Genomic DNA, 26,122 nt, shown 5'->3' on the forward strand with positions numbered 1-26,122 from the left:
GCTAGTCGCTCGCCAGATCGTAGATTGCCGCCCGATGTGTGCGAGGCAGGAAGGCATAGAGCCGGTCTCCGGCGGGGGAAAGGGCGGTGGTGTGGGATCCCGCCTCCGTCTCGACGACCGCCAGCCGCTCCAGAGTCGCGGTCGAGAAGACATCGATGACGCCGGGATCGCCCACGGCGACGTAGAGCTGCCGGCGCTGGCGGTTGAAGAAGACGACGTCGGGTACGCCGCTGAGCGGTCTCTCGTACAGCACGCTTCCCGACCGGGCATCCAGGACGACAAGCATGCCCGCATCGCAGGCACAGAAGAGGCGGTGGGTGGCGCCGTCGAGATCAAGGCCATGCGGACCGGCATGGGGAACGGCGAATTTGCGGGCGATCCTGTCCGGCTGCCGCGGATCGACGACGATAATCTCGGCCGGGTCGGCGATGTTCACGTAGAACAGTGCCAGGTCAGGATCGAAGATCGCCCAGCGCGTGCGGCCGGGGACGGCAATCTCGCGGCGCACGCCATCGGGCGCCAGGCCGACGATCGAGAGCGTGTGCGAGCCCGACACGGACGGATCGCCGACATTGGCCGCCAGCACCATCTGCCGGCCGGGATCGTAGGCCAGGCCGTTGGGGCGCATGCCGACCGCGATGCGCCGCACCAAGGGATGGGGCCCTGGCGCGAACACGCCGATCGTGTCGGCCGCGCGGTTGGAGACGATGACCACCTCGCTGCACACCAGGACACCGGCGGCGCCAGGTGCGTCGGGGATCGAGAAGAGATGCCGCCGCGCTGCGGGATCGAAGACGTCGACCGTGTCGTTGGCGGTGTGCGCGACATAGACATGGCCCGTGGCGCCATGGACCGCGGCATGGTCGAAGCCGCCCTTCGCCCGGTGCTCGGGCAGCTCGACATATCCCGCGAGGCGCAAGGGTGAAACGGCCATCATGGCACCTCCTGCCGGCGGCGCATGCGCAGCCCGAAGGCTGTCGCGACCATGGCGCCGGCGATGACGAGACCCAGCGCCGTCACGGCCGCGAGCCCCGCCACACCGCTGTCCGTGAAGCAAGGTGGCGACGATCGGCTCCTGCAGCAGTCTCACGCGCGCCGCGGCTGCGGGCGACGAACCCATCCCGTGTGGGCGGGCGAAGGCGGCCTCGGAAGCCGGCGACGTCATGGCACCGCGCGCCTCACATCTTGGGTGGCCAGGCGTGCGTCTCATCCTGGTGATCGCGACACCAGGCGTAGAGCGCGTCGTACATGATCATGGCCCAGCGCAGCATGGCGTGATCGTCGGCGAACACCGACGACAGGCCCAGCGAGATCGCGAACAGGCCGGATGATTGCGGCGTGAGATCCAGCCGCGATGTGTCGGCGCCGCGCACGATGGTGGCGAGGTGACGCAATGCCGGGTCGTCGAGGCTATATTCGGCGAGAAAGGCGTCGAAGCTGCAGCGCTCGCCGACATGGCTGAACTTCACGCCAGGCACATCATAGGGAATGGCGCCCGCGTTCGTCGCGGTCACCGCCACCTCGGCCGGCGGCACATAGAGGAACTCGGCTTGCGTGTCGATGAAGCGCGTGATCAGCCAGGGGCAGGCCAGCCGATCGATCTTGGGCCGCTCGCGGGTCACCCATTTCATGATGCGTCTCCCTTCTCATGAAGCCGGCTCGGTCGGCAGGCCGTCGGCGCGCCAGGCGCCGATGCCGCCGCGCACGACCACGGCATCGACGCCCTGCTGCCGCAGGCGCTGCGCGGCGTTGCGGCCGATCTCGAAGCCGTAGGCGCAATAGACCAGTGCCTTGCCGCCGGCCGGCACCGCCGCCGCCAGCGCATCAAGCTTCTGGGGCGCGAAATGGCGGGCGCCAGGCAGGACCGTGTGCTGGAAGGCGTAGTCGTCGTCCATGCGGGCATCGATGACGGTCACGGCAGGATCGGCCGTCAGGACGCGCGCCGTGTCGATATCGACCATCGGCACGCCGTCGATCTCATCCGGTGCCGGCTGGGTGCTCATGGCAAGCAGCGCAGTCGCCGCCGCATGGCGGCGTGCGATGCGATCCCAGGCGATGTTGGACATGAAGGCCTCGACATAGGCGCCGGCGTTGGCGCCGAAGTCGAGGTGATAGGCATGCTCGTACATGTCGAGCGCCAGGATCGGCACGCCCAGCGCCATGCTGTGTGTATGGTCGGCGGCCCAGACGTTGCGCAGCATGCCGTCGCCCAGCGACAGGCTCAGCAGCACCCAGCCCGAGCCGCCGCCCAGCGCCTTGCCCATGGCGACGAACTCGCGGCGCCAGGCGTCGGCTGAGCCGAAGTCGCGCGCCAGGGCCGCCTCCATGTCAGGCGGGATCGTCCCGTCACCGCCCAGCCCATCGAAATAGATCTCGTGCAGGTCGGCCGAGTTGGCCGCGATCAGCTCCTCGCGCTTCAGGCCGTTGAGGGCAAAGCCCGCTGCAGCGGCGACGTTCAGCGCGCCCAGTTGCGCGCGGATCGCATTCAGCCGCCGCACCGCGCCGCCGTAGTTGTTTTCGTAGTGGCTGGCGATCAGCCGCAACGACAGGCCGTGCAGTCGCGACGGCTTGAACGACAGGGCACGAACGTAGCGGGTCATCGGCTTGCTCCTCCCCTGGGCACACCGGGGAGATACGCCCGAGATTGAAATGATACAAATGTTGCTTTTTAAGAAACATATGTTATACACGAAGATGTGACCGACGCATCCATCGCCCGTTCCTGGCTTCTGCTGCTGCACCAGTTGCCGCCGCAGCCCGCTTACTTCCGCGTCAAGATCTGGCGCCGGCTGCAGAGCCTGGGCGCCGTCGCGGTCAAGAACTCGGTCTACGCCCTGCCGGCCAATGACGATGCGCTGGAGGATTTCCAGTGGCTGGCGCAGGAGATCGTCGCCGGGGGCGGCGAGGCCACCATCGTGGAGGCGCGCCTGGTCGACGGGCTGAGCGATCAACAGGTGATCGCTTTGTTCGATGCGGCGCGCACGGCCGACTGGGACGAGATCGTGGCCGAGGCGCGCCAGCTCGCCGACGGCTGGCGCGAGCTCGCCGCCGACGAGGCGCGCACGCGCGTGGAGCGGCTCGCCAAGCGTGCCGAGAAGATCGCCGCCATCGACTTCTTCGGCACGACCGGCCGCGTCGCCGCGGCTGGCCTCATCGAGGAACTGCAGCGCCGTCTGGCGGGTGGCGCTGAGCGGGAGGCCCCGGCCATGACGACAGAGGCAGCGCTCAAGCTATGGCTCAACCGCACCTGGGTGACGCGTCGCAACGTTGCCGTCGACCGTATCGCCAGCGCCTGGCTGATCCGGCGTTTCATCGATCCGCAGGCGCGCTTCAAGTTCGTCGACGGCCGCGGCTACAAGCCCGAGCCGGAGGAGCTGCGCTTCGACATGTTCGAGGCCGAGTTCACGCACGAGGGCGATCGCTGCACCTTCGAGACCCTGCTGCGCCGCGCGTCCCTCGACGATCCGGCGCTCGTCGCCATCGGCGAGGTCGTGCACGACATCGACCTGAAGGACGACCGCTACGAGCGGCCGGAGACCGCCGGAGTCGCCACGCTGATGAGCGCGCTGGCGAACGGTCCGCTCGATGACGCAGCGCGCCTGGCGCGCGGCGCCGACCTGCTCGACGGCCTGTACGATGCCTTCGCTGCCGCCGCGAAGAAGGAGAAGAAAAAATGACCGCCAGCACGGCGACCGCGGCCGGCGCCACCACCGGCGCGGCGTCCGCGTATCCCTCCTTCGGCGAGGCCATGAAAGTGTGGGCCCGGGTGGCGGCGCTGAGCTTCGGCGGCCCGGCCGGCCAGATCGCGGTCATGCATCGCATCATCGTCGAGGAGAAGCGCTGGATCGGCGAGAACCGGTTCCTGCAGGCACTGAACTACTGCACCCTGCTGCCCGGCCCCGAGGCGCAGCAGCTGGCAATCTATATCGGCTGGCTGATGCACAAGACGAAAGGCGGCCTGGTCGCCGGCACGCTCTTCGTGCTGCCGGGGGTGCTCGCCATCATGGTGCTGAGCTGGATCTATGCCGGCGTCGGCAATGTCGGCGTCGTGCAGGCCCTCTTCTTCGGACTGAAGGCCGCGGTGCTCGCCATCGTGCTCGAGGCGGTGCTTCGCATCGGCCGGCGCGCGCTCAAGAACAATGTGATGGTGATGATCGCGGCCGTCGCCTTCATCGCCATCTTCTTCTACGACGTGCCGTTTCCCATCATCATCCTGGCCGCCGGGCTGATCGGGTTCTTCGGTGGCCGCGCCGGCCTGCCGGCGTTTCTGGCTGGCGGCGGACACGGCAAGGTCGGCGGCAGGCAGGTCATGGACAGCGACTCCCTGCTGGGCGAGGAGACGCCGGCGCATGCTCGCCCCTCGCTTGGCTGGTCGCTGCGCGTCACGGGCGCTTTTCTGCTGCTCTGGCTGGTGCCGGTGGCGCTGCTGCTGGTGCTCCTCGGCGGCGGCAACGTGTTCAGCAGGATCGCCGTCTTCTTCAGCGAGATGGCCGTGGTGACGTTCGGCGGCGCCTATGCGGTGCTGGCCTATGTCGCGCAGCAGGCGGTCGACCACTACGGCTGGCTGCGTCCCGGCGAGATGCTCGATGGCCTGGGCATGGCCGAGACGACGCCGGGACCGCTGATCATGGTGACGCAGTTCGTCGGCTTCATGGCCGCCTTCCGCGAGCCGGGTGGCCTGCATCCCATGATTGCCGGCACGCTCGGCGGCCTGCTGACGACCTGGGTGACCTTCACGCCCTGCTTCCTGTGGATCTTCTTCGGCGCCCCGTTCGCCGAAGCGCTGCGCGGCAACAAAGCGTTGTCCGCCGCGCTGGGCGCGATCACGGCTGCGGTCGTCGGTGTGATCCTGAACCTCGCGATCTGGTTCGCGCTGCATGTCCTCTTCGCCCGGCAGACACCCGTGAGCTGGCTCGGCATGTCTGTCAGCGTGCCGGTGCCTGCATCACTGAACGCACCGTCTCTCGTGCTGACGGCCGGCGCGGTGCTGGCCGTCTTCCGCTTCAAGGCCGGGATGATCCCTGTGCTTGGGGCATGCGCGCTGGCGGGCATGGCCTATGACCTGCTCGTCGGCCTGCCGAAGTTGTGAGGACAGGGCCCTCGCGCGGGAGACAGGCGGGGTGTAGGCTGCAGTCGCATCGTTGCCCGGAGAGACCGATGCGCCGTCTCGCTCTCGCCCTGATGCTTGCCGCCAGCCTCGACGCACCTGCCATGGCCACCCAGAAGGATCCCTCGCTCGACGGGTTGTTCGACCGGCTCCAGACGGTCACCGACCCGCTGCAGGCGCAGCTGCTGATCCAGGCGATCTGGGAGACGTGGACGGCGTCCGGCGACCCGGCGCTCGATGCGCTGATGGCGCGCGGCCTGGGCCAGATGCAGGTCCGCGACCTCGACGGCGCCGTGGCCACCTTCACCGCCTTGATCGACAAGGCGCCCGATTTCGCCGAGGCCTGGAACAAGCGCGCCACGGTGCAATGGATGCGGGGCGACCACGAGGCCTCGGTCGCCGACATCCAGAAGACGGTGGCGCTCGAGCCGCGCCATTTCGGCGCCTGGTCGGGGCTGGGCATGATCTTCGAGGAGCGCGAGCAGTACGAGCCGGCGATCCGCGCCTATGAGGAATGCCTCAAGTACAACCCCTACGCCGAAGGCCTGCGCGCCCATATCGAGGACGTGAAGCGCAAGGCGGCGCGGCAGAAGACGTGACAGCGCCGCTGTGGGCACAGGTGCGTCCCACCCGTCGGCCTGATATGAAGGCCGCCGACGGGTTCATGGCCGCGGGGGGCCGCACCGATGCTGATCGCGCACATCTCGGACACGCATATCAAGCCGCAGGGGCAGCTCGCCAATAATGGCCGGGTCGACACGGCGGCGCATCTCGCCAGAGCGGTGGCGCATCTCAACGCGCTCAAGCCACGGCCCGATCTGGTGCTGGTGACCGGCGACCTGGTCGATGCCGGATCGCCGGCGGAGTACGCCCACCTCAAGGCGCTGCTGGCGCCGCTCGCGATGCCGGCATACCTGATCCCCGGCAACCATGATGCGCGCGACCCGCTGCGCACCGTGTTCGCCGAGCATCGCTATCTGCCCGCCGAGGGCTTCCTGCAATACACCGTCGAAGGCCATGAGCTGCGGCTGGTCGCGCTCGACACGCTGGTGCCTGGCGAGGGGCACGGCGAGCTGTGCACGGCCCGGCTCGACTGGCTCGACGCGCGGCTGGCCGAGTCCAGCCAGCCGACGATCCTGTTCATGCACCATCCGCCGTTCGACAGCGGCATCGCGGTCATGGACAATGACTATGGCCTGCGCGACGGCGCCGACCGCCTGGCGCGGATCGTGCGACGGCATCCGAACATCGAGCGGGTGCTGTGCGGTCACCTGCACCGGCCGATCCAGGTCCGCTGGGCCGGCACGATCGCCGCGACAGTGCCCAGCACCGCGCATCAGCTGACGCTGGACCTCGATCCTGCCGCGCCGCTCACCTTCGGCTTCGAGCCGCCTGCCGCCTCCCTCTATCAGTGGCGGCCGGGCACCGGGCTGGTCAGCCATCTCAGCTATATCGGCGACTACGGCGGGCCGTACCCGTTCTGACGGGTGCCGCCGGATCCGTTGGAGCGACACATGCTGCAGCTCGGTCGTACCTTGAAGCGCCAGCGCCTGCTGCGTGGCCTGAAGCAGAGCCACGTGGCCGAGCTGCTGTCGGTGACGCAGGCGACGGTTTCGCGCTGGGAGCGCGGCATCCATCCGCCGTCGCCGGCGCAACGGCAGGCGCTGATGGCGCTGATCGGCGGCCCACCGCCGGGCGGGGGCGATGCGGCGCTGCGGCGCCTGGTCGAGTCGTCGAGCCAGCGCGTCCACCTGATCTGCGACGAGAGCCATCACCTGCTCGCGGCCTCGCCGGCGCGGACAGCGGAGTGGGGCGCGCCGGCCACCGCGCTCATCGGCCGGTCGCTCTGGCCGTTCGCGTCACCGGCCATCGCGGCGGCGGAAGCGCGCCTGGACGAGCTGGGCTGGCGTGACGGCGCTGTCCGCGCCGTCGCCTTCCGCACGCAGGCGACGCGCGATCCCGTGGTGCCGATCGCGCCCGGCGTCGTGCTGTGGGAGCGCCTCCGCCTGGAGGACGGCAGCGAGGCGCGCCTGGTCAGCACCCTGGCGGCAGCAGCGCCGCTGCCGCCGGATGTCGTGTGTATCTGAGCTCAGCCCCGAGAAGGGCTGCTACTTGAGCACGTAGCTGCGATGCACATAGCCGCCACCCGTGCCGGCGCGCGACTCCAGCAGCTGCGCCTTGTCGGCGTCGCGGGTTTCGATGGTGACGCCATGCGCGAGCTGCCGGTCGGCGCGCTTGCCGCTTTCGGCGGCGCTCAGGAAGGCGCGCACGGCATCGACCGAGGGTGCCGCCGGCGAGGCGCCGTCCTTGCGCTCGGCGACCGCTTCGATGGTGCTGGCCTGCAGCAGCTTGGGCCACATCTTGCGGAACAGCTCGGGCGCGCCATAGACGTCGGCGCTGTTGATCTGGCCGTTGATGGCGAAGACGAAGCCGATCGCATCGGGTGTTCCGTCGACCGCACCCGCGAGCGCCGTGACGTAGGCCCCGGTTGTCTTCTTCAGCGCCTCGTTCTCCATCGAGAGCTGCAGGCTCGATGCCGACTGTGGCGCAGCGACCGTGACCCCGACATTGCGCTTGAGCTTCTCCTGCATGTCGGCGACGCCGCGCCACACCTTACCCTGGCTGCTGCCGACGCTGCCGGCGGCATCATTGGCCTGCACGCGCCGTCCGCCGGTCGAAGACTGGGGCGTCGGCGTATTGGCCGCCATCAGCGGCGCACGGGCCGCGATCTTCATCTCGCGTGAAGGCAGCATTGTCGCCGAACGGCTGAACGTCTTGGCGTCCTCCTTGTCGCGCGGCGCCCAGCGGCCCTGCTCGACACAGAACGAGGCGATCGACACCTTGCCCGAGCGAGGTGGCAGGATCAGGTCGACCGATAGCACACGGTCCTGCTGGCCGCCTTTGACGATGTCGCCCGACTGGATGAACACCGCGTCGGCGCCCACGTTCTCGACCTCGAGCTGGTTGACGCTGCCGGTCTCGATGACCCGCACCAGGCCGCGCTGCAGCGCTTCCTGCAGCGTGATCGGTGGCTTGCCGGCGAGCCCCGGCTTGCCGTGCACCAGGAAGACCGTAAGGTTTTCGTGGGTGTAGGGGCCGGAGAAGCGGTAGTCGGCGGCGCTGAGATCGGCGCCCAGCGAGGGTGGGGCGGTGACGGCAAAAGCGACTGCGGCGAACGCAAACGGCGCCCATCGGCGCAGAATGCCCGAGACTGCCATGACGATGCCTCCCGTTGTCTTTGACAAGGGATTGTCGCGCCACGTTTTCGGCGAAGGCGCGGTGGCGATACGGCGGGATTGTGGCGGCCGCTATTCTTGCCGGCACGCGGCATATTTCATCCGCCGAGTCGGCTCCGGGCGAAGTTTACTGGCATGGGCAAGGTCTCTTTCGACCTCGCCAGTAATGCTCAACGTGGTGACTTGGAAGGCTTTTCGCCCAGCCACCGGTCGAGCCGCTTCCAGATGCCCTTGAGCTCAACCAGGGTGCGATCATCGGCGGTGACCCGGCCGGTGACGAAGACCAGCTCGCGCGTCACCCGGCTGACCGCGCCGGTGCATTCGATCCAGTCGCCCGGCCGCCCCGGCGCGACGAAGCTGGCGGCCAGGTCGACCGTCGAGCTGGGCTGCTTGCCGGCGGCGAAGAACGCCAGCGCGCCCAGGCACTGGTCCGCGAAGGTGACCAGCATGCCGCCATGCACGATGCCGCCGATATTGAGATGCTTGTCGGCGACACGGAAGCCCCAGGCGAAGGTGCGGCCGTCCCGGGGCTTGCGTATGTAGAGCGGGCCGACCAGCCCGCCGAAGCCGCTGGCATCGCGCAGCAGCTCGAAATGCGGCGGGACATCGGCGGCAGCGGCTGCATTGCCGGCGTCGGGCGGCGTCATGCCGCCGACCCGGCGCGCTTGGCGCCGTCCCAGTCCTTCAGCGCCACCGAGGCGCTGTAGCTCAGCAGCTTCTTGCCGCCCTGGGTCACGAGCCCGGTGGTGAAGCCCAGCGAACGGGTGACCCGCGCCAGGTCGACCGTCGATTCCAGCGGGACGCCCAGCGTGCTGCTGCCGGCCAGGAACTCGGCCGAGAAGGTGGCGGTGTAGGGCGCCTTGCCCGTGTTGGCCGTGATGCTGGTGCAGAGCGCGTTGTCGGCGAAGGTCATCAGCATGCCGCCATGGAAGGACGCGCCCGAGTTCTGCATGTAGGGGAAGGTCGGCTGCAGCACATGCACCTGATCGCCGGCCTGCCGGTAGAAGGTGGGGCCCAGCAGGGTGGTGAACGGGCTGGGCCGCAGCACGGGCGCATAGCCCTCCGGCAGCGGCACGTCGGCAGGCGGCCCGGGTGGGCGCGTGCCGCCGGGCACGACCGCCAGGCCGCTGTCGTTGCGCCGTCCCATGGCCTTGTCGCGCGCGACATGCCGGCACACGCCGCTATAGGTGGCGAGCCGGCGCCCCTGCTGCGTGACCGAGCCGCGCACGAAGGCGAGCCGGCCAGTGACCTGGGTGGCTTCGCCCATTGATTCGATAGCCGGGCCGATCTGGCCGCCAGCAAGGAACTGGACAGTCAGGCTCAGCGTCATGGCGAAGCTGCCCGGCATCTGTCCGCCCGATGCGGCGTAGCCGGCAGCCGAGCACAGCGCGTAGTCGGCGAAGGTCAGCAGCACCCCGCCATGCAGGACGCCGCCACCATTGGCGTGCCGCTCCTGGGTCGGCATCACGCAATGAATGCCGTCGTTCTGGCGCTGGTAATAGATCGGCCCAACATAGTCCTCGAACGGATCGCTCGGGTCATAGAGCTTGTAGCCCGACAGATCGGGCGCCAGCAGCGTATCCGGCACGACAAATCCTCTTTGAACGGACGTTCGCGCTGTATTACGGGAAAAGGTGCAGGGACGGAAGCGGCCGGCCGATTTCCGCCCTGCGGACAGCAAGGAGCGCACCGTGGCAGAGCACAAGGTCGAGATCGTCCGCGAGTCCCGCAACGGCGGCATCGTCGCCCATGTGATGTACGACAATGCGCGGCGGCTCAACATCGTGAACCCGCCGGCGCTGGCCGACCTCGTGCGGGCGTTCGAGGACATCGCCCGCGACGAGCAGGTGCGCGTGGTCGTCTTCTCGGGTGTCGGCGGCAAGGCCTTCATCGGCGGCGCCGACATCAAGCACATGGCGGCGCTGAAGACCGCCGACGAGGGGCGTGCCTTCATCACGTCGATCCACAAGCTCTGCCAGGCGATCCGTGATTGCCCGGTGCCGGTGATCGCGCGGCTCGAAGGCTACACGCTGGGGGCGGGGCTCGAGGTGGCGGCGGCGTGCGATATCCGCATCGCCACGGAAAGCGCCGCGTTCGGCATGCCCGAGGTCAGGGTCGGCATCCCCTCGGTGATCGAGGCGGCGCTGCTGCCGCGCCTGATCGGATGGGGACGCACCTCATGGCTTCTGATGGCGGCGGAGAACATCGGCGCCCGCAAGGCCGAAGAGTGGGGCCTTCTCGAGCAGGTCGTGAAGACCGCGGAGATCGGCGCCGCGATCGATCGTTGCGTGCAGTCGATCCTCGAAGGCACGCCCAAGGCGATCCGGGCGCAGAAGGCGCTGATGCGGCGCTGGGAGGAGCTGCCGCTGTCCGGCGCCATCCAGGTCGGCATCGACTCCTTCGCGCAGTCCGTGACCACGGGCGAGCACACCGAGAAGATGACCGCCTTCATCAACCGCAAGCGCGGGTAGGTCACACCGTCATGTCGAGCGCAGCGAGACATCTCCCGTGTATGGAGTCTCCGTTCGCGGAAGATTCCTCGCTGCGCTTCGAATGACAGTTTTCAGGTATGGATCGGGAGGAATGATCATGGGCGGCAAGACGGTCCGCATCGGCGGCAGCTCAGGCTTCTGGGGCGACACGGAGACGGCGGCCATCCAGCTCGTGCGCCACGGCAAGATCGACTACCTCGTCAGCGACTATCTGGCCGAGGTCACGATGTCGATCATGGCGGCGCAGAAGATGCGCAACCCGCAGGCGGGCTATGCCACCGACTTCGCGACCGCGGTCATGGCGCCGCTGGCGCGCGAGATCGCCGACAAGAAGATCAAGGTGGTGACCAACGCCGGCGGCGTGAATCCGCAGGCCTGCCGCGACGCCGTGCTGAAGGCCTGCGAGGCCGCCGGCGTGAAGCTGAGGGTGGCGGTCGTGCAAGGCGACGACCTGATGCCGCAGGTGCAGCGGTTCCGTGACGCCGGCATCAAGGAGATGGATGGCGATGCGCCGCTGCCGGCGAAGATCACCAGCATGAATGCCTATCTCGGCGGCTTCCCCATCGCGCGGGCGCTGGCCGAGGGGGCCGACGTGGTGATCACCGGCCGCTGCGTCGACTCGGCCGTCACCCTGGGGCCGCTGATCCACGAGTTCGGCTGGACGATGGAAGACTACGACCGGCTCGCATCCGGCACCCTGGCCGGGCATATCCTGGAGTGCGGCGCGCAGTGCAACGGCGGCAACTTCACCGATTGGCAGCTGGTGCCGGACTACGACAACATGGGCTTTCCCATCGCCGAGGTCTCGGCCGACGGCAGCTTCGTGCTTTCCAAGCCCGACGGCACCGGCGGCCTGATCACCACCGCCACGGTCGCCGAGCAGATGCTCTACGAGATCGGCGATCCGCGCGCCTACATGGTGCCCGACGTGGCCTGCGACTTCACGCAGGCGCGCTATGAGCAGGTCGGAAAGGACAAGGTGCGGATCTCAGGCGTGACGGGACGGGCGCCGACCGACAGCTACAAGGTCTCGACCACCTGGCCGGACGGCTTCAAGTTCGCCTCGATCTTCATGCTCAGCGGCATCGACGCGGTGGCCAAGGGCCGCCACAGCGCCGAGATGATCATCAAGAAGACGCGCCGCATGTTCCGCGAGAAGAACCTGGGCGACTACCGCGAGGTCAGCATCGAGGTGATCGGCGGCGAGGACACCTACGGCCCGCACAGCCGCGCCGCCGATGCGCGCGAGGTGGTGGTCAAGATCGCGGCACGGCACGATCAGAAGGAGGCGCTGGGGCTGCTGGGCCGCGAGATCGCGCCCATGGCGACCGGCGGCGTGGTCGGCATGTCGGGATCATTTGGCGCCGGCCGGGTCGCGCCCTCGCCGGTGATCCGCATGTTCTCCTGCCTGGTGCCCAAGACGATGGTGCCGGTCACGGTCGAGCTGGAGGGCAGGACCATCGCGGTCGACCCTGGTGCGCCGCCGGGCGGCTTTCATGCCGGCCTGCTGCCGCAGGAGGCACCGCCGGCGCCGCCGTTGCCGATGACAGGCCCCGACGCTGCGACCGAGACCGTGCCGCTGGTGGCGCTGGCCTATGGCCGCTCCGGCGACAAGGGCGACAACGCCAATATCGGCATCTTCGCGCGCAAGCCGGCCTACGAGCCGATCCTCGATGCCGAGGTGACGGAAGAGGCGGTGGCGAAGTGGTTCGCGCACCGCATCAACGGCAAGGTGACGCGCTGGCGTCTGCCCGGCATCGGCGGCTTCAATTTCCTGCTGCGCGAAGCCCTGGGCGGTGGCGGCATGGCCTCGATCAAGGCGGATCCGCTGGCCAAGGCCTTCGCCCAGATGCTGCTCGACATGCCCGTGCGCGTGCCACCGGCGGTTGCCGGGGAGCTCAAGGCAGCACAGAAGGCGGCCTGAATCCCCTCTCCCGCGAGCGGGAGAGGGAGGGGCCCACGCGCAGCGTGGGAGGGTGAGGGCTACAGACAAGATGCCTCGTCTCTAAGCCCTCACCCGCCGAACGCTTCGCGTTCGTCGACCTCTCCCGCCTGCGGGAGAGGTGAAGATGTTCACTTCACGACGATCGGCCGTCGCGCCAGCACCTCGCTGTCGCTGGTGACGTAGCGCAGCTCGTATGCGCCCGGATCGGCCGGCAGGACCAGCTTGCCGTCCTCGGGCTCGGTGCCGTTGGTGTTGAAGTACTCGGTATAGGCGCTCTTCTCTGCGTCGGGGCGTACGACAGTGATGAAGTCGCCCTCGTTGTTGGGCCCGGTCCACGTCACCCGGATGCGGGCGCCGGTCGGCGCGGACGCCGGCGCCGCCAGCGTCGCTGTGACGGCAGTGACGGTGATCGGCCTGCGGGCCACGACCTCGTTGCTCTGGCCGGTGACGTAGCGCAGCTCATAGCTGCCGGGCTGGCCGGGCAGCTTCAGCGTCTGCTCGTCCGGGTCGGCGTCCCTGGTGTTGAAGTACGTGCCGTAGGCGCTCTTCGGCTCGTCGGGCTTCACCACCGTGATGAAGTCGCCGTCGCCGTTGGGGCCGGTCCATTTCACCTTGATGTGTGCCCCGGCCGGGCCGTTGGCCGCCGCCTCGATCGTGGCCCGCGTCGTGGTGGCCACGATGCGGTGGCGGGCGAGGACCTCGTTGCTCTGGCCGGTGACGTAGCGCAGCTCATAGGTGCCGGGCTGGTCGGGCAGGCGCAGCGTCTGCCCGTCAGGGCTGGCATCCCGGGTGTTGAAGTAGTCGGTGTACTCACTCCTGGCCGCGTCGGGCTTGACCAGGGTGATGAAGTCGCCGGCGTTGTTGGGGCCGGTCCAGACCACCTTGATCCGGCTGCCGGCGGGCGCGCTTTCCACCGCCTGCAGCTCGACCTGGGCGGGAGCCGCCACGACCGTGCGTCGCGCCAGGATCTGGTTGGTCTCGCCGGTGACGTAGCGGATCTCGTAGGTGTCCGCCTTGTCCGGCACGCGCACCTTGGCCGGACTGCCATTGCGCGTGTCGGCGTAGTCGCGATAGGCGCTCTTGTCGGCGGCCGGCGGCACGACCGTGATGAAGTCGCCGGGGCCGTTGGGGCCGGTCCAGCCGACATCGACCGTGCCGCCGATCGTGATCGTCTCGACCGCTTCCAGCGTGGCCAGCGCCGGCGTCACGTCGATCGGCTGGCGTGCCAGCGCCTTGCCCGCGGCATTGCCATAGACGACGTCGTAGCGGCCGGGCTTGTCCGGCGCCCGCAACGGCGCTGGATTGCCGGCAGCTGTCTCGGTCATGTTGCCGCTGTCGCCCTCGGTGCCGGGCGCGACAAAGGCGATGTAGTCGCCCTTGGCGTTCGGGCCGGTCCAGGCGACCGAAAGCGCGCTGCCGGCGGTCACGGATGCCGGTGCTGTCAGCGTTGCCTTGGGCAGTGCCGGGTTGGGTGCCGGGCGCGCCGGTACCGGCGGCGGTGTCGGCGCGGCGGCCGCGCGTCCGGCCTGTGTCAGCGCTTCGTGCAGCGCGGCTGCATCCTTGGCGCTGAAGTACGTGCCGCCGGTCGCGCGGGCAAGGCAGCGCAGGCCGCCTTCGTCCTGGCGCTGCACGTTGAAGCCGATGACGTGGGTCCGGAAGTCGACACCCAGCTTCTTGAGCTCGGCGCCCACGGCGCAGGGATCGGCCTTGCAGGTCTCGATGCCGTCGCTGATCAGGATCACCGTGGCGCTCTGCTCGGTGAAGCGCAGCGACTGGGCCGCCTGCCTCACGGCCTCCGACAGCGGCGTCATGCCCTTGGGCTGAATGCCGCCGACGACGGTCATGACGCGCGTCACATCGAGCCTGCCGGCGGGCACCAGCAGCTCGATATCGCTGCAATCGTTCTTGCGCCGGTGCCCGTAGGCCATCAGCCCGACCTCGACCTTGGGGTCCCAACCCTTCAGCAGGTCACCCAGCGCCTCGCGCGCGATCGCGATCTTGGGCCGCCCGCCCACCGGGGCCAGCATGCTGCCGGAGGCGTCGAGCACGATGATGGTCCGCGGCGGCCCGTCGGCGTTCTTGCTGGCGGTGGGCTGGGCGGTCGTGGGACCGGAGGGAAAGGTGGCAGCGAGGGTGGCAACGACGACGACGGACAACCAGGCACTGACGCGCACGCGCATATCACCTCCGGTGAGAAACCGGCGGGACTATCGTCGCAATGCCCGTTCCATGCAAACAAAGGCTGTCATCCCGAGCGAAGCGAGGATCTTTATGGATCGAGGATCCATTTCGCTGCGCTCGGGATGACGGTCGTCTCCGCCTCAGCTCACGGGCGTGCCGGCGCGCGCCACCGTGCGCCAAGTCTCGAACGTCTCATCGCCGATGCCGTCGAGCATGGCGCGCAGGGCACGCATGACCGGCAGCGACGCCGCATCGCCGCCGATCGCCAGCGCCAGGTCGAGGTCCTTGCGTATGATGGCCTGCAGCGAGTTGAAATCGGCTCGTGTCGGCGCCCAGGCGGCGTAGGCGTCGCTGGCATCGCGAGCGCCGTGGGTGAAGAAGTTCCGGCCGCTGCTGGCCTCGAACACCGGCACCGCGTCCTCGAGGCGAAGGCCATTGTCGAGTCCGATGCGGTAGGCTTCGGCCGCGACCATGATGCTGGCGATGCCCATGGCGTTGTTGACGATCTTGGTCGCCTGGCCCGCGCCCAGCGCACCGCATCGGAACAGGCTCGTGCCCATGCTCGCCATCAGGGGCTGCAGGGCGTCCAGGTCGTCGGCGCGGCCGCCCATCATGATCGCCAGCGTGCCGTCGCGTGCCTTGACCACGCCGCCGCTGATCGGCGCGTCGACGACACGGATGCCCAAAGGCTCCAGCTCGCGCTGCAGCTCGTGCATCGAGGCCGGCGCCACCGTGCCCATGACCACGAGCAGGGGCGGTGTCCCGGACAGTCCGGCGCGCAGGCCGCCTTCACCCAGCGCCACCTGTCGCGCCTGGTCGGGCGTCGCGACGAGGATGATCACCACGTCGCAGCCGGCGCAATCGGCCGCCCGCGTGGTCGTGGCGACACCGAGCTCGGCGAAGGGCGCCAGCGCCTTGTCGCTGGTATCGCAGACGGTGAGTTCGTAGCCGGCCGCGTGGATGCGCCGGGCCATGGGGTTGCCCATGGCCCCGACGCCGATCACCGCCACTTTCCGGATGGTCATGGCCGGCTCCTCAATGGATGGTGACGCCGCTGTCGACCGGCAGGACCTGCCCGGTGACCACGCGCGCTTCGTCGGAGCCGAGGTAGACCGCCATCTGCGCGATGTCGAGCGGCTGGCAGGGGCCCAGCAAGTGCGTGTCGGACAGGCCGCGAAGCTCGGGACGCTCGGCAAGCAGGCGCGCGATGCGCGGCGTCAGCACGAGGCCGGGCGCGATCGCGTTCACGCGGATCTTGTTGGCGGCATACTCGGCCGCCATGGAGCGCGTGAGGGATGAGACGCCGCCCTTGGCAGCTGTGTAGCAGTCGCGCTCCGGCAGCGCCATCTGCGCCACCATGGACGACATGTTGATGACCGAGCCGCCGCCCGCCTTGATCATCTCGGGGATCGCGTGCTTGCAGCACAGGAACGTGCCGTAGAGGTCGAGCTTGATGACGCGCCAGAACTCGGAGTCGGGCGCGTCCGTGACCCGCGCGTCGGCGGCGCTGGAGCCGCCGGCCACGTTGCACAGCACATCCAGCCGGCCGAAGCGTGCGACTGTCTTGGCGACCGCGGCGCGCACGCTGTCGGGATCGGTGATATCGCAGACCAGGGCGAAGCCACGATCGCCGGCCGATGCGGCCTGCAGCGACTCCTGCACGCCGTCGGCCAGGATGTCGACGGCCGCGATCGAGGCGCCTTCCTCGATATAGCGCGCGCAGATCGCGCGTCCAATTCCGCCGGCCGCGCCGGTGATGAAAGCGACCTTGCCCGTGAGCCTGTTCATCAGCCTTCCTCTCGTCTCGGGTTGCCGTTGGATACTTGACGCTGCAGGGGGTGTTGGCCAAGGCATTTCCGGGCTGTGTGCCGGCCGGGATTGACCGTCGGCGGCGCCCGGGATAGGTGCGCTGTGAGGCGGACACGGGAGGAGCGCATGGACGTGATCGGCTATCGACGGATCGTGCCGGGCACGCAGCCGGAATATCTGCATCCGGCCTATGCGTCATCGGTGAAGCGCGCGCCGGGCAGGAAGCTGGTGCTGCTGCCGCAGACCCTGAGCGAGGTGACGGGGCCGGTGTTCGGCCATGACCGGGTCGGACCGGACGACAACGATCTGACCAAGGGACATGACGGCGCGCCGATCGGCGAGCGCATCATCGTCACCGGCCGCGTGCTGGACGGCGACGGCCGGCCGGTGCCACACACGCTGGTCGAGCTCTGGCAGTGCAACGCCACGGGCCGCTACCGGCACGACAACGACCAGCACGATGCGCCCCTGGATCCGAACTTCACCGGCGCCGGGCGCGCGATCACCGATGCTGACGGCATCTACACGTTCACCACCATCAAGCCGGGCGCCTATCCGTGGCGCAATCACCACAATGCCTGGCGGCCGCAGCACCTGCATTTCTCGCTGTTCGGCCCGAGCTTCATGACCCGCCTGGTGACGCAGATGTACTTCCCCGGCGATCCGTTGCTGCCGCTCGATCCGATCTTCAACTGCGTCACCGACGCACGGGCGCGGGAGCGCATGATCTGCAGTTTCGACATCGACGCCACGGTGCCGGAGTTCGCGCTGGGCTACCGCTTCGATATCGTGCTGCGCGGCCGCGATGCCACGCCGATGGAGGCCTGAGATGGCCAAGCTTACGCCCACGCCGTCGCAGACTGTCGGCCCCTTTTTCGCCCTGGGCCTGACCTGGCTTGACACGGTCGATCTGGCCGCGGGGGCCGCGGCCGGCGAGCGCATCGTGATTACCGGCCGCGTGCTCGATGCCGATGGCGCCCCGATCCCGGACGCCATGCTGGAGGTCTGGCAGGCCGACGCCCACGGCCGGTATGCCCACGCCGAAGACACCCAGGACAAGCCCAAGGACAAGGTATTTGCCGGCTTCGGCCGCATCGCCACCAACAAGGACGGCGTCTTCCGCTTCACCACCATCAAGCCCGGTGCGGTGCCCGGTCCCGGCAACAGCCTGCAGGCGCCGCACATCGTGGTGGCGCTTTTCATGCGCGGCATGCTGCGCCATCTCTACACGCGCATCTATTTCTCCGACGAGGCCGGCGCCAACGATGCCGATCCGGTGCTGGCCCTGATCGAGGAGGCCCGCCGCGCCACCCTCGTCGCCACGCGGGCAGACGGCGCTGCCGAGTATCGCTGGGACATCGCCATGCGCGGCGATGCCGAGACGGTGTTCTTCGACTGCTGATCCGGCGGCTGCCGCAGGCGGCGGCAGCGCCGGTATCGACTCTCAGGCCGGGGTGGCGGGCGCCACGCCGGCCTCATGCTGTGCCGACTCGATGGTTCGGTTGGCCATATCGCGGAAATTCTGGCGCTGCTGCTCCAGCGCGAAGCTGAAGGCGTAGAGACGGCCGATGGCGTCGACGGGCAGGGCCCGGGTCACCCCCTCGCCGCGCAGCGTCAGCAGATCCGCCGTGTAGGCATCGAAAGCGGCGTCGACCTCGGCCAAGGACGGTGGATGCCGGCGACTGGAGAGCGCGCTTGCGGTGCCGGTCATGAAGGCGTCGGTTGCCGACGAGACACGCGCCAGCGCCGGCGTCAGGCGTGAGGCCACCGGTTCGGGCAGGGGGGCTCCGGCGGTGCGGCGGATCATGACCAGGTCGTGCCGCAGGCGCAGCAGCGTGCGCAGGAAAGGCTCGGGGTCGGGCGCGTCCGTCAGATGGCTGCGCCGCTCTCGCCGCGCCTCCTCGGTCGCGGTTTCGACCTTGTTGATGGCGCCGCGGATCGCATCCAGCTGGCGCTGGACATCATGGGGATCGGCACGCTGGATCAAGCCGGCCAGCAGGGTGCGCTGCAGGGTGGCGAGCAGCAGCAGCGTGCGGCCGGCGGCGCTTGCCAGCACGCCGTGAGCCCGGGCCGGCAGCACGAACAGCGAAACGACGATGCCGACGGTGCCGCCCAGCGCCACTTCCAGCGCCCGGTCCAGGGCCGCCTCGACGGGCCCCGCATGCATGCTGGTGGTGCCCAGCAGCACGATGATCGCGGTGATCGGCGCAACCCGGAAATTGACGCGCAGGGCTGCCAGCAGGGCCAGGGGCGCCAGAGCGGCGGTCAGCGCCACGCCGACCGTCACCGGCTCGGTGTGCGGTACAGCCAGCGCAACCACGGCGCCGTAGGCGCCGCCGATGAGCGCGCCCAGGAGCTGGTCCATGGCCATCTTCAGCGAGCCGCCGACGCTGGCCTGCATCACGATCACGGCCGTGAACACCGCCCAATAGGCTTGCGGCAGGTTGAGCAAATGCCCGATCGCGAAGGCGACGACGCCGGCCACGGTGACGCGCCCCGCCAGGCGCAGCTCCGATTGACGACGCCCGATCCATCCGCCGGCCTGTCGCCACGCCTTCGCGATTGGTTCCATGCACCTCTCCCCGGATCAGGGCTGCGGTGCGCGAGTATGGCTCAGGTTGGAGCACCGCGGCACGGGATTGCGCCCTGCCTGACGGTTCGGCTGGCTGTGGAAGCCGGCCTGTGCCTAGGATGAGGCATGACACCCAATTCGCGCCATCTTGCCCATGCCCGCAACATCAGCGCCGACGACAACGGCGGTCCGGAGCCATCGCCGTACCAGCGCTTCACGCGCCTCGCATGGGCGGCATTGCGTGAGCATACCCCCGGCACCCTGCAACCCGAGGATCTCGCCAGGCTGCGCTCCCTCAATGACCGGCTCGACCTGAGGGAGATCGACGAGATCTACCTGCCGCTGTCGCGGCTGCTGGCGCTGCATGTCGCGGCGAGCCAGGCGCTTTCCCAGGGCCGTCGCCGCTTCCTGGGCACGAGCGACGGCAGGGTGCCGTACATCATCGGCATCGCGGGGTCGGTGGCGGTCGGCAAGTCGACCACGGCGCGCGTGCTGCAGGCCCTGCTGGCACGCTGGCCGGACATGCCCAAGGTCGACCTCGTGACGACGGACGGGTTCCTGTTCCCCAAGGCGGTGCTCGAGCGCGAGCAGCTGATGGAGCGCAAGGGCTTTCCCGAAAGCTACGACATGCCGGCCCTGCGCCGCTTCCTGCACGACGTCAAGGCGGGCAAGCGCCATGTCGCGGCGCCGGTCTATTCGCACCTCACCTACGATGTGATCCCCGGCGAGCAGGTGGTGGTCGACCGGCCCGATATCCTGATCTTCGAAGGCCTGAACGTGCTGCAGCCGGCGCGCCTGCCGCGCGACGGCAAGGCCATTCCCTTCGTCTCGGATTTCTTCGACTTCTCGATCTATGTCGATGCCGACGAGGACGTGCTGAAGCGCTGGTATATCGCGCGCTTCATGACCCTGCGCCAGACCACCTTCCGGGACCCGCGCTCACATTTCCACAAATACGCCGCGCTCGACGAGGATGAGGCCGTCGCCACCGCGACATCGATCTGGAACCGGATCAACCTGGTGAACCTGCGCGAGAACATCCTGCCCACCCGCCAGCGTGCCAACCTCATCCTGCACAAGGGACAAAGCCATCTGGTCAACGAGGTGATGCTGCGGAAGCTGTAGCCTGGAACGCCTTCAGCGCTGCGCTGGCGATCGCGGCGCCCCATTCCTGCACGAAGTGGCCGCCATCGGCGATCTCCATCGGCGGCGGGCAGCCGCGGATATGCCGGCGCAGGTCGGCCATCACCGGTGGGCCCAGCACCAGGTCCTTCATGCCCACCGCCATGAAGCTTTGTCCCGACCAGTCGGTGCGCCACCAGTCCCGTGCGCGGCGCGACAGGGCGGCGCCGTCGGCTTCGGGATGGTCGCATACCAGGTTGGGGAAGCGGCGCACGCCGGCCTTGTGGCGCGCGTCAGGAAAGGGCGCATCGTAGGCGGCGGCTTCGGCGTCGCTCAGGTGCGGACAGGCGCGCTTGAGCAGGGCGCCGACCGCCATGTCGGGTGACCGGTTGCTGAAGGCGCGCCAGGCCAGGAACGCCTCGCCCAGCGGCGCGTCGCCGGTCGCCAGCATGGTGTTCATCACCAGCAGCCGCGTGAAGCGGCCAGGCATGTCCATCGGCAGGGTCAGGCCCAGCAGGCCGCCCCAGTCCTGGCAGACCAGGCAGATATTGCGCAGGTCCAGCCGCTCGATGAAACGCATCAGGAACGCACGATGGAAGCTGAACGTGTAGACCGCTTCGTCGCTGGGCTTGTCGGACCGGCCGAAGCCGGGAAGGTCCGGGGCCACGACCCGATGCCCAGCAGCCGAAAAGACGGGGATCATCCGCCGATAGAGGTAGGACCAGGTCGGCTGGCCGTGCAGGCACAGGAAGGTGGTGGCGGCGTCGTGCGGCCCTTCGTCCAGGTAATGCAATCGCAGCCCGGTGAAAGGATCACCAAGGTCGTCGAGGTAGTGCGGCGCGAAGGGAAAGCCGGGCAGGCCGGCGAAGCGATCGTCGGGGGTGCGCAGGGCAGCGGCCACGGTGGTCTCCTGGGCTATTGTCCGACTTGAAGCGAGCCCGAAAAGCCTTACAAGTCAACTCGTTATGACTGACGAGCAGGACAGGCCCAAAGCCGGCGGCGGCCGCGCCGCCGAGCGGGCCGAACGCGAGCGCCGGCTGGCCCAGGCGCTGCGCGACAATCTGCGCCGGCGCAAGGCGCAGACGCGCGCCAAGGCTGACGACAACGGGCCAGGCGGCCAGGCCAAGCCGGACGATCCCCAGCGAAGCGGTTGAGCCCTCGGGGACGCGGCGCTACAACCGCAAACGCGCCGCGGTCCCCTCCGGCGGCGCCAACAGGGGTGGTGGCATGGCGATCATGTCGGATCGCTGGATCCGCAAGATGGCGCTCGAGCACGGCATGATCGAGCCCTATGTGGATGGCCAGAAGCGCGATGGCGTCATTTCCTACGGGGTCTCCTCCTACGGCTATGACGCGCGCGTGGGCGACCAGTTCAAGATATTCACGAATGTCGACAGCGCCGTGGTCGACCCCAAGGAGTTCAGCGCCAACAGCTTCGTCGATCGCCAGACCGACGTCTGCATCATCCCACCCAACAGCTTCGCGTTGGCCAGCACGGTCGAATATTTCCGCATCCCGCGCGACGTGCTGGTGATCTGCGTCGGCAAGTCGACCTACGCCCGCTGCGGCATCATCGTGAATGTGACGCCCCTGGAGCCTGAGTGGGAAGGCCACGTGACGCTGGAGTTCTCCAACACCACGCCGTTGCCGGCCAAGATCTACGCCAACGAAGGCGCCTGCCAGTTCCTGTTCCTGCAGGGGGACCAGCCCTGCGAGACGTCGTATCGGGACAAGGCGGGCAAGTACCAGGGGCAGCGCGGCGTGACGCTGCCGCGGATCTGAAGGGCACGGGTAATGGATCGTATTCGCGTACGCGGAGGCGTCTCGCTGCAGGGCGCCATCCAGATTTCCGGATCGAAGAACGCGTCGCTGCCGCTGATGGCCGCGGCGCTGCTGACCGATCAGCCGCTCGTCCTGCACAACGTGCCGCGGCTGGCCGATATCGGCACCATGATCGCTCTGCTGCAGCAGCATGGCGTCGAGGTCGAAGCGGCGCCGGGCGAGAACGGTCATCGCCATGGCAAGACGCTGACCCTGAACGCGGCGAAGATCACGTCGACCACCGCGCCCTACGACATCGTGCGCAAGATGCGCGCCTCGGTGCTGGTGCTGGGGCCCTTGGTGGCACGCTGCGGCCAGGCACGAGTGTCGTTGCCCGGCGGCTGCGCCATCGGCACCCGTCCGGTCGACCTGCACATCGCCGGCCTGCAGGCGCTGGGCGCCACGATCGAGCTCGACGGCGGCTACATGGTGGCGACGGCGCCGCACGGGCTGCGCGGCGCGAAGTATGTCTTCCCCAAGGTCTCGGTGGGCGCCACCGAGAACCTGATGATGGCCGCCTCAATCGCCCGCGGCACCACCATCCTGGACAATGCCGCGCGCGAGCCCGAGATCACCGATCTGGCGCACTGCCTGATCGCCATGGGCGCCCGGATCCAGGGCGTGGGCACCGAGACGCTGCGGATCGACGGCGTCGAGCGCCTGCGCGCGGCCACGCACGCGGTCATCCCCGACCGGATCGAGACCGGCACCTTCGCCATGGCCGTGGCGATGACCGCGGGCGACGTCGAGCTGGTGGGCGGCCGCATCGACCTGCTCGAGTCGGCGATCGACACGCTGCGCGGCGCCGGGGTGGAATGCACGCCGACCAACGCGGGCTTCCGGGTGTCGCGCCGCAACGGCGCGCTGCACGGGGTCGACGTGATGACCGAACCCTATCCGGGCTTCCCCACCGACCTGCAGGCGCAGATGATGGCGCTGATGTGCCGGGCGGAGGGGGCCGCCATGATCACCGAGACGATCTTCGAGAATCGCTTCATGCACGTGCCGGAACTGATGCGCATGGGCGCCAACATCAACATCCATGGCGCCTCGGCGATGGTGCGCGGCGTGCGGGAGCTGCGCGGAGCCGAGGTGATGGCCACGGACCTGCGCGCTTCGGTGTCGCTGGCCATTGCTGCCCTGGCGGCCAAGGGCGACACCACGCTGCATCGTGTCTACCACCTCGACCGCGGCTACGAGCGCCTCGAGGAGAAGCTCGCGGCCTGCGGCGCCGATATCGAACGGGTCAAGGGTTGAGGCGGGCCATGACCGGCAAGCTCCGGCTGCGCGCCTTCGATGCCGACGACCTGCAGGTGATCTCCGCCGCCATGCAGGACGCTCTGGTCGCGATCAAGGATATCGGCTGGTTCGCCGACGAGAAGCGGCTGGTGCTGGTCGCCAACCGCTTCCGCTGGGAAGTGCCGGCCGATGCCGACGGCGCCTGGTCGCGGACCCACAGCGCCCTGGTCTTCCACGAGCTGGGCGGGGTGCGGCATGTGGACATGCCGCTGGGCGAGCCCGATCGCATCCTGGAGCTGCTGTCGGTGGGGGTCGAGGCCGTCGAGCCGGAAAAAACCACCGTGCTGCTGCGCTTCGCCGCCCACCGCACGATCCGGCTGGAGGCGCCTAAGCTATTGTGCCACCTGGAGGATCTGGGCGAGCCTTGGCCCACGAGGTGGCGCCCGGAACACCCCGGCGCCGAGGTCGACGCCGCCCGCTGAGTATGGTAGGCGACCGGCCCATCCTGCCGGAGCCGGTCTCCCGGAGTGTGCGACGTGAACGACGTGGTGGGGGGCCGTGGCGCCCCGATGGCTGAAAGCGCGAGCGACAAGCTGATCCTGGCCCTGCCCAAGGGCCGGATCCTGGCCGAATCCGCGCCGGTGCTGCATGCCGCCGGGATCGACCCGGAACCGTCGTTCCACGACGAGGATTCCCGCGCGCTGCGCTTCACGACCAACCGGCCGGATATCGACATCATCCGGGTGCGTTCCTTCGACGTCGCGACGTTCGTCGCCTTCGGCGCGGCGCATCTGGGCATCTGCGGCAGCGACGTGCTGATGGAGTTCGACTTCACCGAGATCTACGCCCCGGTCGATCTCGGCATCGGCCGCTGCCGGCTGTCTGTGGCCGAGCCGGCCGATCTGGCGGCAAGCGACGACCCGTCGCGCTGGAGCCATATCCGCATCGCCACGAAGTACCCCGAGCTGACCAAGCGGCACTTCGCAGCCCGCGGTGTGCAGGCCGAGTGCATCAAGCTCAACGGCGCCATGGAGCTGGCCCCGACCCTGGGACTCTGCCACCGAATCGTCGACCTGGTCTCCAGCGGCCGAACGCTCAAGGAGAACGGCCTGAAGGAGATCGAGCGCATCGCCGAAGTCTCGTCGCGCTTCATCGTCAACCGGGCGGCGCTCAAGACGCGGCCGGAGGCCATCGGCGCCTGGATCGAGCGCTTCCGCGCCGCCGCCCATGGCGCCGTCGCCGATGCGGCCTGAGGCGGAGCGCGACCATGTCTGTCGACTCTGACGGGCCTCTGCGGCTCGATGCCCGTGCGCCGGACTTCGAGACGGCGTTCGCCGCCTTCCTGGCGCGCGATCGCGACAGCGGCGCCGATGTCGATGCCGTGGCGCGCGATATCGTGGCCGACGTACGCCGGCGCGGCGATGCCGCTGTCATCGAATATACCACGCGCTTCGATCGCATCGCGGTGACACCCGGCACCCTGCGCCTGAGCGCTGCCGAGATCGATGCGGCGGCATCGGCGGCGGCGCCCGAGGCGCGTGCCGCGATCGAGTTCGCAGCTTCCCGCATCGAGGCCTATCACCGGCGGCTGCTGCCCACCGACCTCGACTTCGTGGACGCGCAGGGCGTGCGCCTGGGCGCGCGCTTCACGGCCCTGGACGCCGTCGGCCTCTACGTGCCCGGCGGCAAGGCGGCATATCCGTCATCGTTGCTGATGAATGCTATTCCCGCCAAGGTTGCCGGCGTGCGCCGCATCGCCATGGTCATGCCCACGCCGGGCGGGGCGCTCGATCCCCTGGTGATGTGCGCGGCGCGCGTCGCCGGCATCGACGAGATCTACCGTATCGGCGGGGCGCAGGCGGTGGCGGCGCTGGCCTATGGCACAGCCACGATCGCGCCGGTCGACAAGATCGTCGGCCCGGGCAATGCCTATGTCGCCGCCGCCAAGCGGCTGGTGTTCGGCAAGGTGGGCATCGACCTGATCGCCGGCCCGTCGGAGATCCTGGTGGTTGCCGATGCTGCCAACGACCCGTCCTGGATCGCCGCCGACCTGCTGTCGCAGGCCGAGCATGATGAGGCCGCGCAGTCGATCCTGATCTGCGACGATGCCGCGTTTGCCGATGCCGTCTGCCGCGCGGTGACGGGGGAGCTGAAGCGGCTCGATACGGCGGAACGGGCTGCCAAAAGCTGGCAAGGCAACGGCGCGGTGATCCTGGTGCCGTCGCTGCTCGACGCTGCGCCCATCATCGACCGCATCGCCGCCGAGCACGTCGAGCTGTGCCTGGAGCCAGGGCCCGCCGAGACGCTCATGCGCCGTATCCGCCATGCCGGCGCGATCTTCCTCGGCCGCCATACGCCGGAGGCGGTGGGCGACTACGTCGCCGGCACCAACCACGTGCTGCCGACATCGCGTACGGCGCGCTTCTCCTCGGGACTGGGTGTAGCCGATTTCCTGAAGCGCACATCCATCGTGTCCTGCGATGCCGAAGCGCTGGCCCGGATCGGTCCGGCCGCCGTGACCCTGGCGGCGGCCGAGGGCCTGCCGGCGCATGGCCGCTCCGTCTCCATCCGGACGAACCGGGCATGATGCTCATGTCA

At 68.9% G+C, this 26,122-nt stretch carries 27 protein-coding genes; 16 read left to right on the forward strand and 11 right to left on the reverse strand.

The features are described 5' to 3' along the window. Position 1: 1 nt before the first annotated feature. The 3 genes from FHP25_RS09515 to FHP25_RS42450 all read right to left on the reverse strand — a co-directional run bounded on the left by FHP25_RS09515 (position 2) and on the right by FHP25_RS42450 (position 2,600). Complete coding sequence (locus FHP25_RS09515; protein ID WP_147846686.1) at positions 2 to 937, reverse strand: YncE family protein; 936 nt, start codon at positions 935 to 937, stop codon at positions 2 to 4. 241 nt (positions 938 to 1,178) lie between these two features. Next, positions 1,179 to 1,631: a chromate resistance protein ChrB domain-containing protein gene (locus FHP25_RS09520; RefSeq protein ID WP_147846687.1), complete on the reverse strand. Its 453-nt coding sequence runs from the start codon at positions 1,629 to 1,631 to the stop codon at positions 1,179 to 1,181. A gap of 15 nt (positions 1,632 to 1,646) precedes the next feature. After that, positions 1,647 to 2,600 (reverse strand): Fe-Mn family superoxide dismutase, encoded by a 954-nt coding sequence (locus FHP25_RS42450; RefSeq protein WP_147846688.1) that lies wholly within the window; start codon positions 2,598 to 2,600, stop codon positions 1,647 to 1,649. A gap of 96 nt (positions 2,601 to 2,696) precedes the next feature. Here FHP25_RS42450 and FHP25_RS09530 point away from each other — a divergent pair, with 96 nt between their 5' ends. From FHP25_RS09530 to FHP25_RS09550, 5 genes are all read left to right on the forward strand, one after another. Then, on the forward strand, positions 2,697 to 3,677 hold the full coding sequence (locus FHP25_RS09530) for a chromate resistance protein ChrB domain-containing protein (RefSeq protein ID WP_231712263.1): 981 nt from the start codon (positions 2,697 to 2,699) through the stop codon (positions 3,675 to 3,677). Next, on the forward strand, positions 3,674 to 5,089 hold the full coding sequence (gene chrA / locus FHP25_RS09535; RefSeq protein ID WP_147846690.1) for a chromate efflux transporter: 1,416 nt from the start codon (positions 3,674 to 3,676) through the stop codon (positions 5,087 to 5,089). Before FHP25_RS09530 ends, chrA begins: the two co-directional genes overlap by 4 nt. Before the next feature lie 68 nt (positions 5,090 to 5,157). Further along, positions 5,158 to 5,706: a tetratricopeptide repeat protein gene (locus FHP25_RS09540; RefSeq protein ID WP_147846691.1), complete on the forward strand. Its 549-nt coding sequence runs from the start codon at positions 5,158 to 5,160 to the stop codon at positions 5,704 to 5,706. A gap of 87 nt (positions 5,707 to 5,793) precedes the next feature. Further along, positions 5,794 to 6,591: a phosphodiesterase gene (locus FHP25_RS09545; protein WP_147846692.1), complete on the forward strand. Its 798-nt coding sequence runs from the start codon at positions 5,794 to 5,796 to the stop codon at positions 6,589 to 6,591. Positions 6,592 to 6,621: 30 nt separating this feature from the next. Beyond that, positions 6,622 to 7,194, forward strand: a complete 573-nt coding sequence (locus FHP25_RS09550; RefSeq protein WP_147846693.1) for a helix-turn-helix domain-containing protein — start codon at positions 6,622 to 6,624, stop codon at positions 7,192 to 7,194. A 21-nt stretch (positions 7,195 to 7,215) separates the two neighbouring features. Here the strand turns inward: FHP25_RS09550 and FHP25_RS09555 are convergent, their stop codons facing one another. The 3 genes from FHP25_RS09555 to FHP25_RS09565 form a co-directional block, all read right to left on the reverse strand. Beyond that, entirely contained in the window at positions 7,216 to 8,325 is a 1,110-nt protein-coding gene (locus FHP25_RS09555) for an ARPP-1 family domain-containing protein (RefSeq protein WP_147846694.1), read from the reverse strand. Between the two features lie 188 nt (positions 8,326 to 8,513). Then, a complete protein-coding gene (locus tag FHP25_RS09560) occupies positions 8,514 to 8,990 on the reverse strand; it encodes a PaaI family thioesterase (RefSeq protein ID WP_147846695.1) in 477 nt (158 codons plus the stop codon). Beyond that, positions 8,987 to 9,931 carry a PaaI family thioesterase gene (locus tag FHP25_RS09565; protein ID WP_178133417.1) on the reverse strand — a complete coding sequence of 315 codons (945 nt, stop codon included), beginning with the start codon at positions 9,929 to 9,931 and terminating at the stop codon, positions 8,987 to 8,989. The genes FHP25_RS09560 and FHP25_RS09565 overlap by 4 nt, the downstream gene beginning before the upstream one ends. A gap of 103 nt (positions 9,932 to 10,034) precedes the next feature. Here FHP25_RS09565 and FHP25_RS09570 point away from each other — a divergent pair, with 103 nt between their 5' ends. Both FHP25_RS09570 and FHP25_RS09575 read left to right on the forward strand, forming a co-directional pair. Further along, positions 10,035 to 10,814, forward strand: coding sequence for an enoyl-CoA hydratase (locus FHP25_RS09570; RefSeq protein WP_218578297.1), 780 nt, complete (start codon positions 10,035 to 10,037; stop codon positions 10,812 to 10,814). Positions 10,815 to 10,932: 118 nt separating this feature from the next. Then, positions 10,933 to 12,759 carry an acyclic terpene utilization AtuA family protein gene (locus tag FHP25_RS09575; protein ID WP_147846698.1) on the forward strand — a complete coding sequence of 609 codons (1,827 nt, stop codon included), beginning with the start codon at positions 10,933 to 10,935 and terminating at the stop codon, positions 12,757 to 12,759. A gap of 149 nt (positions 12,760 to 12,908) precedes the next feature. Here the strand turns inward: FHP25_RS09575 and FHP25_RS09580 are convergent, their stop codons facing one another. From FHP25_RS09580 to FHP25_RS09590, 3 genes are all read right to left on the reverse strand, one after another. After that, complete coding sequence (locus FHP25_RS09580) at positions 12,909 to 14,954, reverse strand: vWA domain-containing protein (RefSeq protein WP_178133418.1); 2,046 nt, start codon at positions 14,952 to 14,954, stop codon at positions 12,909 to 12,911. Between the two features lie 147 nt (positions 14,955 to 15,101). Then, on the reverse strand, positions 15,102 to 15,986 hold the full coding sequence (locus FHP25_RS09585) for an NAD(P)-dependent oxidoreductase (protein WP_147846700.1): 885 nt from the start codon (positions 15,984 to 15,986) through the stop codon (positions 15,102 to 15,104). 10 nt (positions 15,987 to 15,996) lie between these two features. Then, complete coding sequence (locus tag FHP25_RS09590) at positions 15,997 to 16,749, reverse strand: SDR family NAD(P)-dependent oxidoreductase (protein WP_147846701.1); 753 nt, start codon at positions 16,747 to 16,749, stop codon at positions 15,997 to 15,999. A 147-nt stretch (positions 16,750 to 16,896) separates the two neighbouring features. Here FHP25_RS09590 and pcaH point away from each other — a divergent pair, with 147 nt between their 5' ends. Next, the gene (pcaH, locus tag FHP25_RS09595) at positions 16,897 to 17,598 is read left to right on the forward strand and encodes a protocatechuate 3,4-dioxygenase subunit beta (protein ID WP_147846702.1); all 702 of its coding nucleotides are present in this window, start codon (positions 16,897 to 16,899) and stop codon (positions 17,596 to 17,598) included. 1 nt (position 17,599) lies between these two features. Then, positions 17,600 to 18,172 carry a protocatechuate 3,4-dioxygenase subunit alpha gene (gene pcaG / locus FHP25_RS09600; protein WP_218578298.1) on the forward strand — a complete coding sequence of 191 codons (573 nt, stop codon included), beginning with the start codon at positions 17,600 to 17,602 and terminating at the stop codon, positions 18,170 to 18,172. Between the two features lie 42 nt (positions 18,173 to 18,214). Here pcaG and FHP25_RS09605 read toward each other — a convergent pair whose 3' ends face one another. Further along, on the reverse strand, positions 18,215 to 19,342 hold the full coding sequence (locus tag FHP25_RS09605) for an FUSC family protein (protein ID WP_147846704.1): 1,128 nt from the start codon (positions 19,340 to 19,342) through the stop codon (positions 18,215 to 18,217). 126 nt (positions 19,343 to 19,468) lie between these two features. Between FHP25_RS09605 and coaA the strand changes: the two genes are divergently transcribed. Beyond that, on the forward strand, positions 19,469 to 20,467 hold the full coding sequence (gene coaA / locus FHP25_RS09610) for a type I pantothenate kinase (RefSeq protein WP_147846705.1): 999 nt from the start codon (positions 19,469 to 19,471) through the stop codon (positions 20,465 to 20,467). Here the strand turns inward: coaA and FHP25_RS09615 are convergent. Then, a complete protein-coding gene (locus FHP25_RS09615) occupies positions 20,439 to 21,365 on the reverse strand; it encodes a haloalkane dehalogenase (RefSeq protein WP_147846706.1) in 927 nt (308 codons plus the stop codon). The genes coaA and FHP25_RS09615 overlap by 29 nt on opposite strands. 64 nt (positions 21,366 to 21,429) lie before the next feature. Between FHP25_RS09615 and FHP25_RS09620 the strand changes: the two genes are divergently transcribed. The 6 genes from FHP25_RS09620 (at position 21,430) to hisD (ending at position 26,111) form a co-directional block, all read left to right on the forward strand. Then, positions 21,430 to 21,618 (forward strand): hypothetical protein, encoded by a 189-nt coding sequence (locus FHP25_RS09620; RefSeq protein ID WP_147846707.1) that lies wholly within the window; start codon positions 21,430 to 21,432, stop codon positions 21,616 to 21,618. A 73-nt stretch (positions 21,619 to 21,691) separates the two neighbouring features. Continuing rightward, the gene (gene dcd / locus FHP25_RS09625; protein WP_147846708.1) at positions 21,692 to 22,246 is read left to right on the forward strand and encodes a dCTP deaminase; all 555 of its coding nucleotides are present in this window, start codon (positions 21,692 to 21,694) and stop codon (positions 22,244 to 22,246) included. Positions 22,247 to 22,258: 12 nt separating this feature from the next. Then, positions 22,259 to 23,542, forward strand: a complete 1,284-nt coding sequence (gene murA, locus FHP25_RS09630; RefSeq protein ID WP_147846709.1) for a UDP-N-acetylglucosamine 1-carboxyvinyltransferase — start codon at positions 22,259 to 22,261, stop codon at positions 23,540 to 23,542. An 8-nt stretch (positions 23,543 to 23,550) separates the two neighbouring features. Next, the gene (locus tag FHP25_RS09635; protein WP_147846710.1) at positions 23,551 to 24,006 is read left to right on the forward strand and encodes a DUF2948 family protein; all 456 of its coding nucleotides are present in this window, start codon (positions 23,551 to 23,553) and stop codon (positions 24,004 to 24,006) included. 54 nt (positions 24,007 to 24,060) lie between these two features. Continuing rightward, positions 24,061 to 24,777, forward strand: coding sequence for an ATP phosphoribosyltransferase (gene hisG / locus FHP25_RS09640; RefSeq protein ID WP_231712265.1), 717 nt, complete (start codon positions 24,061 to 24,063; stop codon positions 24,775 to 24,777). A gap of 14 nt (positions 24,778 to 24,791) precedes the next feature. Next, complete coding sequence (hisD, locus tag FHP25_RS09645) at positions 24,792 to 26,111, forward strand: histidinol dehydrogenase (RefSeq protein WP_147846711.1); 1,320 nt, start codon at positions 24,792 to 24,794, stop codon at positions 26,109 to 26,111. Positions 26,112 to 26,122: the final 11 nt, after the last annotated feature.

It is taken from the genome of Vineibacter terrae (assembly GCF_008039615.1).
Classification (GTDB): Bacteria; Pseudomonadota; Alphaproteobacteria; order Reyranellales; family Reyranellaceae; genus Vineibacter; species Vineibacter terrae.

Bases quoted from the DNA above. Each gene is read 5' to 3' on its own strand.
- FHP25_RS09515 (WP_147846686.1), bottom strand. From the start codon at position 937: ATGATGGCCGTTTCACCCTTGCGCCTCGCGGGATATGTCGAGCTGCCC.
- FHP25_RS09520 (WP_147846687.1), bottom strand. From the start codon at position 1,631: ATGAAATGGGTGACCCGCGAGCGGCCCAAGATCGATCGGCTGGCCTGC.
- FHP25_RS42450 (WP_147846688.1), bottom strand. From the start codon at position 2,600: ATGACCCGCTACGTTCGTGCCCTGTCGTTCAAGCCGTCGCGACTGCAC.
- chrA (WP_147846690.1), top strand. From the start codon at position 3,674: ATGACCGCCAGCACGGCGACCGCGGCCGGCGCCACCACCGGCGCGGCG.
- FHP25_RS09540 (WP_147846691.1), top strand. From the start codon at position 5,158: ATGCGCCGTCTCGCTCTCGCCCTGATGCTTGCCGCCAGCCTCGACGCA.
- FHP25_RS09545 (WP_147846692.1), top strand. From the start codon at position 5,794: ATGCTGATCGCGCACATCTCGGACACGCATATCAAGCCGCAGGGGCAG.
- FHP25_RS09550 (WP_147846693.1), top strand. From the start codon at position 6,622: ATGCTGCAGCTCGGTCGTACCTTGAAGCGCCAGCGCCTGCTGCGTGGC.
- FHP25_RS09555 (WP_147846694.1), bottom strand. From the start codon at position 8,325: ATGGCAGTCTCGGGCATTCTGCGCCGATGGGCGCCGTTTGCGTTCGCC.
- FHP25_RS09560 (WP_147846695.1), bottom strand. From the start codon at position 8,990: ATGACGCCGCCCGACGCCGGCAATGCAGCCGCTGCCGCCGATGTCCCG.
- FHP25_RS09575 (WP_147846698.1), top strand. From the start codon at position 10,933: ATGGGCGGCAAGACGGTCCGCATCGGCGGCAGCTCAGGCTTCTGGGGC.
- FHP25_RS09585 (WP_147846700.1), bottom strand. From the start codon at position 15,986: ATGACCATCCGGAAAGTGGCGGTGATCGGCGTCGGGGCCATGGGCAAC.
- FHP25_RS09590 (WP_147846701.1), bottom strand. From the start codon at position 16,749: ATGAACAGGCTCACGGGCAAGGTCGCTTTCATCACCGGCGCGGCCGGC.
- pcaH (WP_147846702.1), top strand. From the start codon at position 16,897: ATGGACGTGATCGGCTATCGACGGATCGTGCCGGGCACGCAGCCGGAA.
- pcaG (WP_218578298.1), top strand. From the start codon at position 17,600: ATGGCCAAGCTTACGCCCACGCCGTCGCAGACTGTCGGCCCCTTTTTC.
- FHP25_RS09605 (WP_147846704.1), bottom strand. From the start codon at position 19,342: ATGGAACCAATCGCGAAGGCGTGGCGACAGGCCGGCGGATGGATCGGG.
- coaA (WP_147846705.1), top strand. From the start codon at position 19,469: ATGACACCCAATTCGCGCCATCTTGCCCATGCCCGCAACATCAGCGCC.
- FHP25_RS09620 (WP_147846707.1), top strand. From the start codon at position 21,430: ATGACTGACGAGCAGGACAGGCCCAAAGCCGGCGGCGGCCGCGCCGCC.
- dcd (WP_147846708.1), top strand. From the start codon at position 21,692: ATGGCGATCATGTCGGATCGCTGGATCCGCAAGATGGCGCTCGAGCAC.
- murA (WP_147846709.1), top strand. From the start codon at position 22,259: ATGGATCGTATTCGCGTACGCGGAGGCGTCTCGCTGCAGGGCGCCATC.
- FHP25_RS09635 (WP_147846710.1), top strand. From the start codon at position 23,551: ATGACCGGCAAGCTCCGGCTGCGCGCCTTCGATGCCGACGACCTGCAG.
- hisD (WP_147846711.1), top strand. From the start codon at position 24,792: ATGTCTGTCGACTCTGACGGGCCTCTGCGGCTCGATGCCCGTGCGCCG.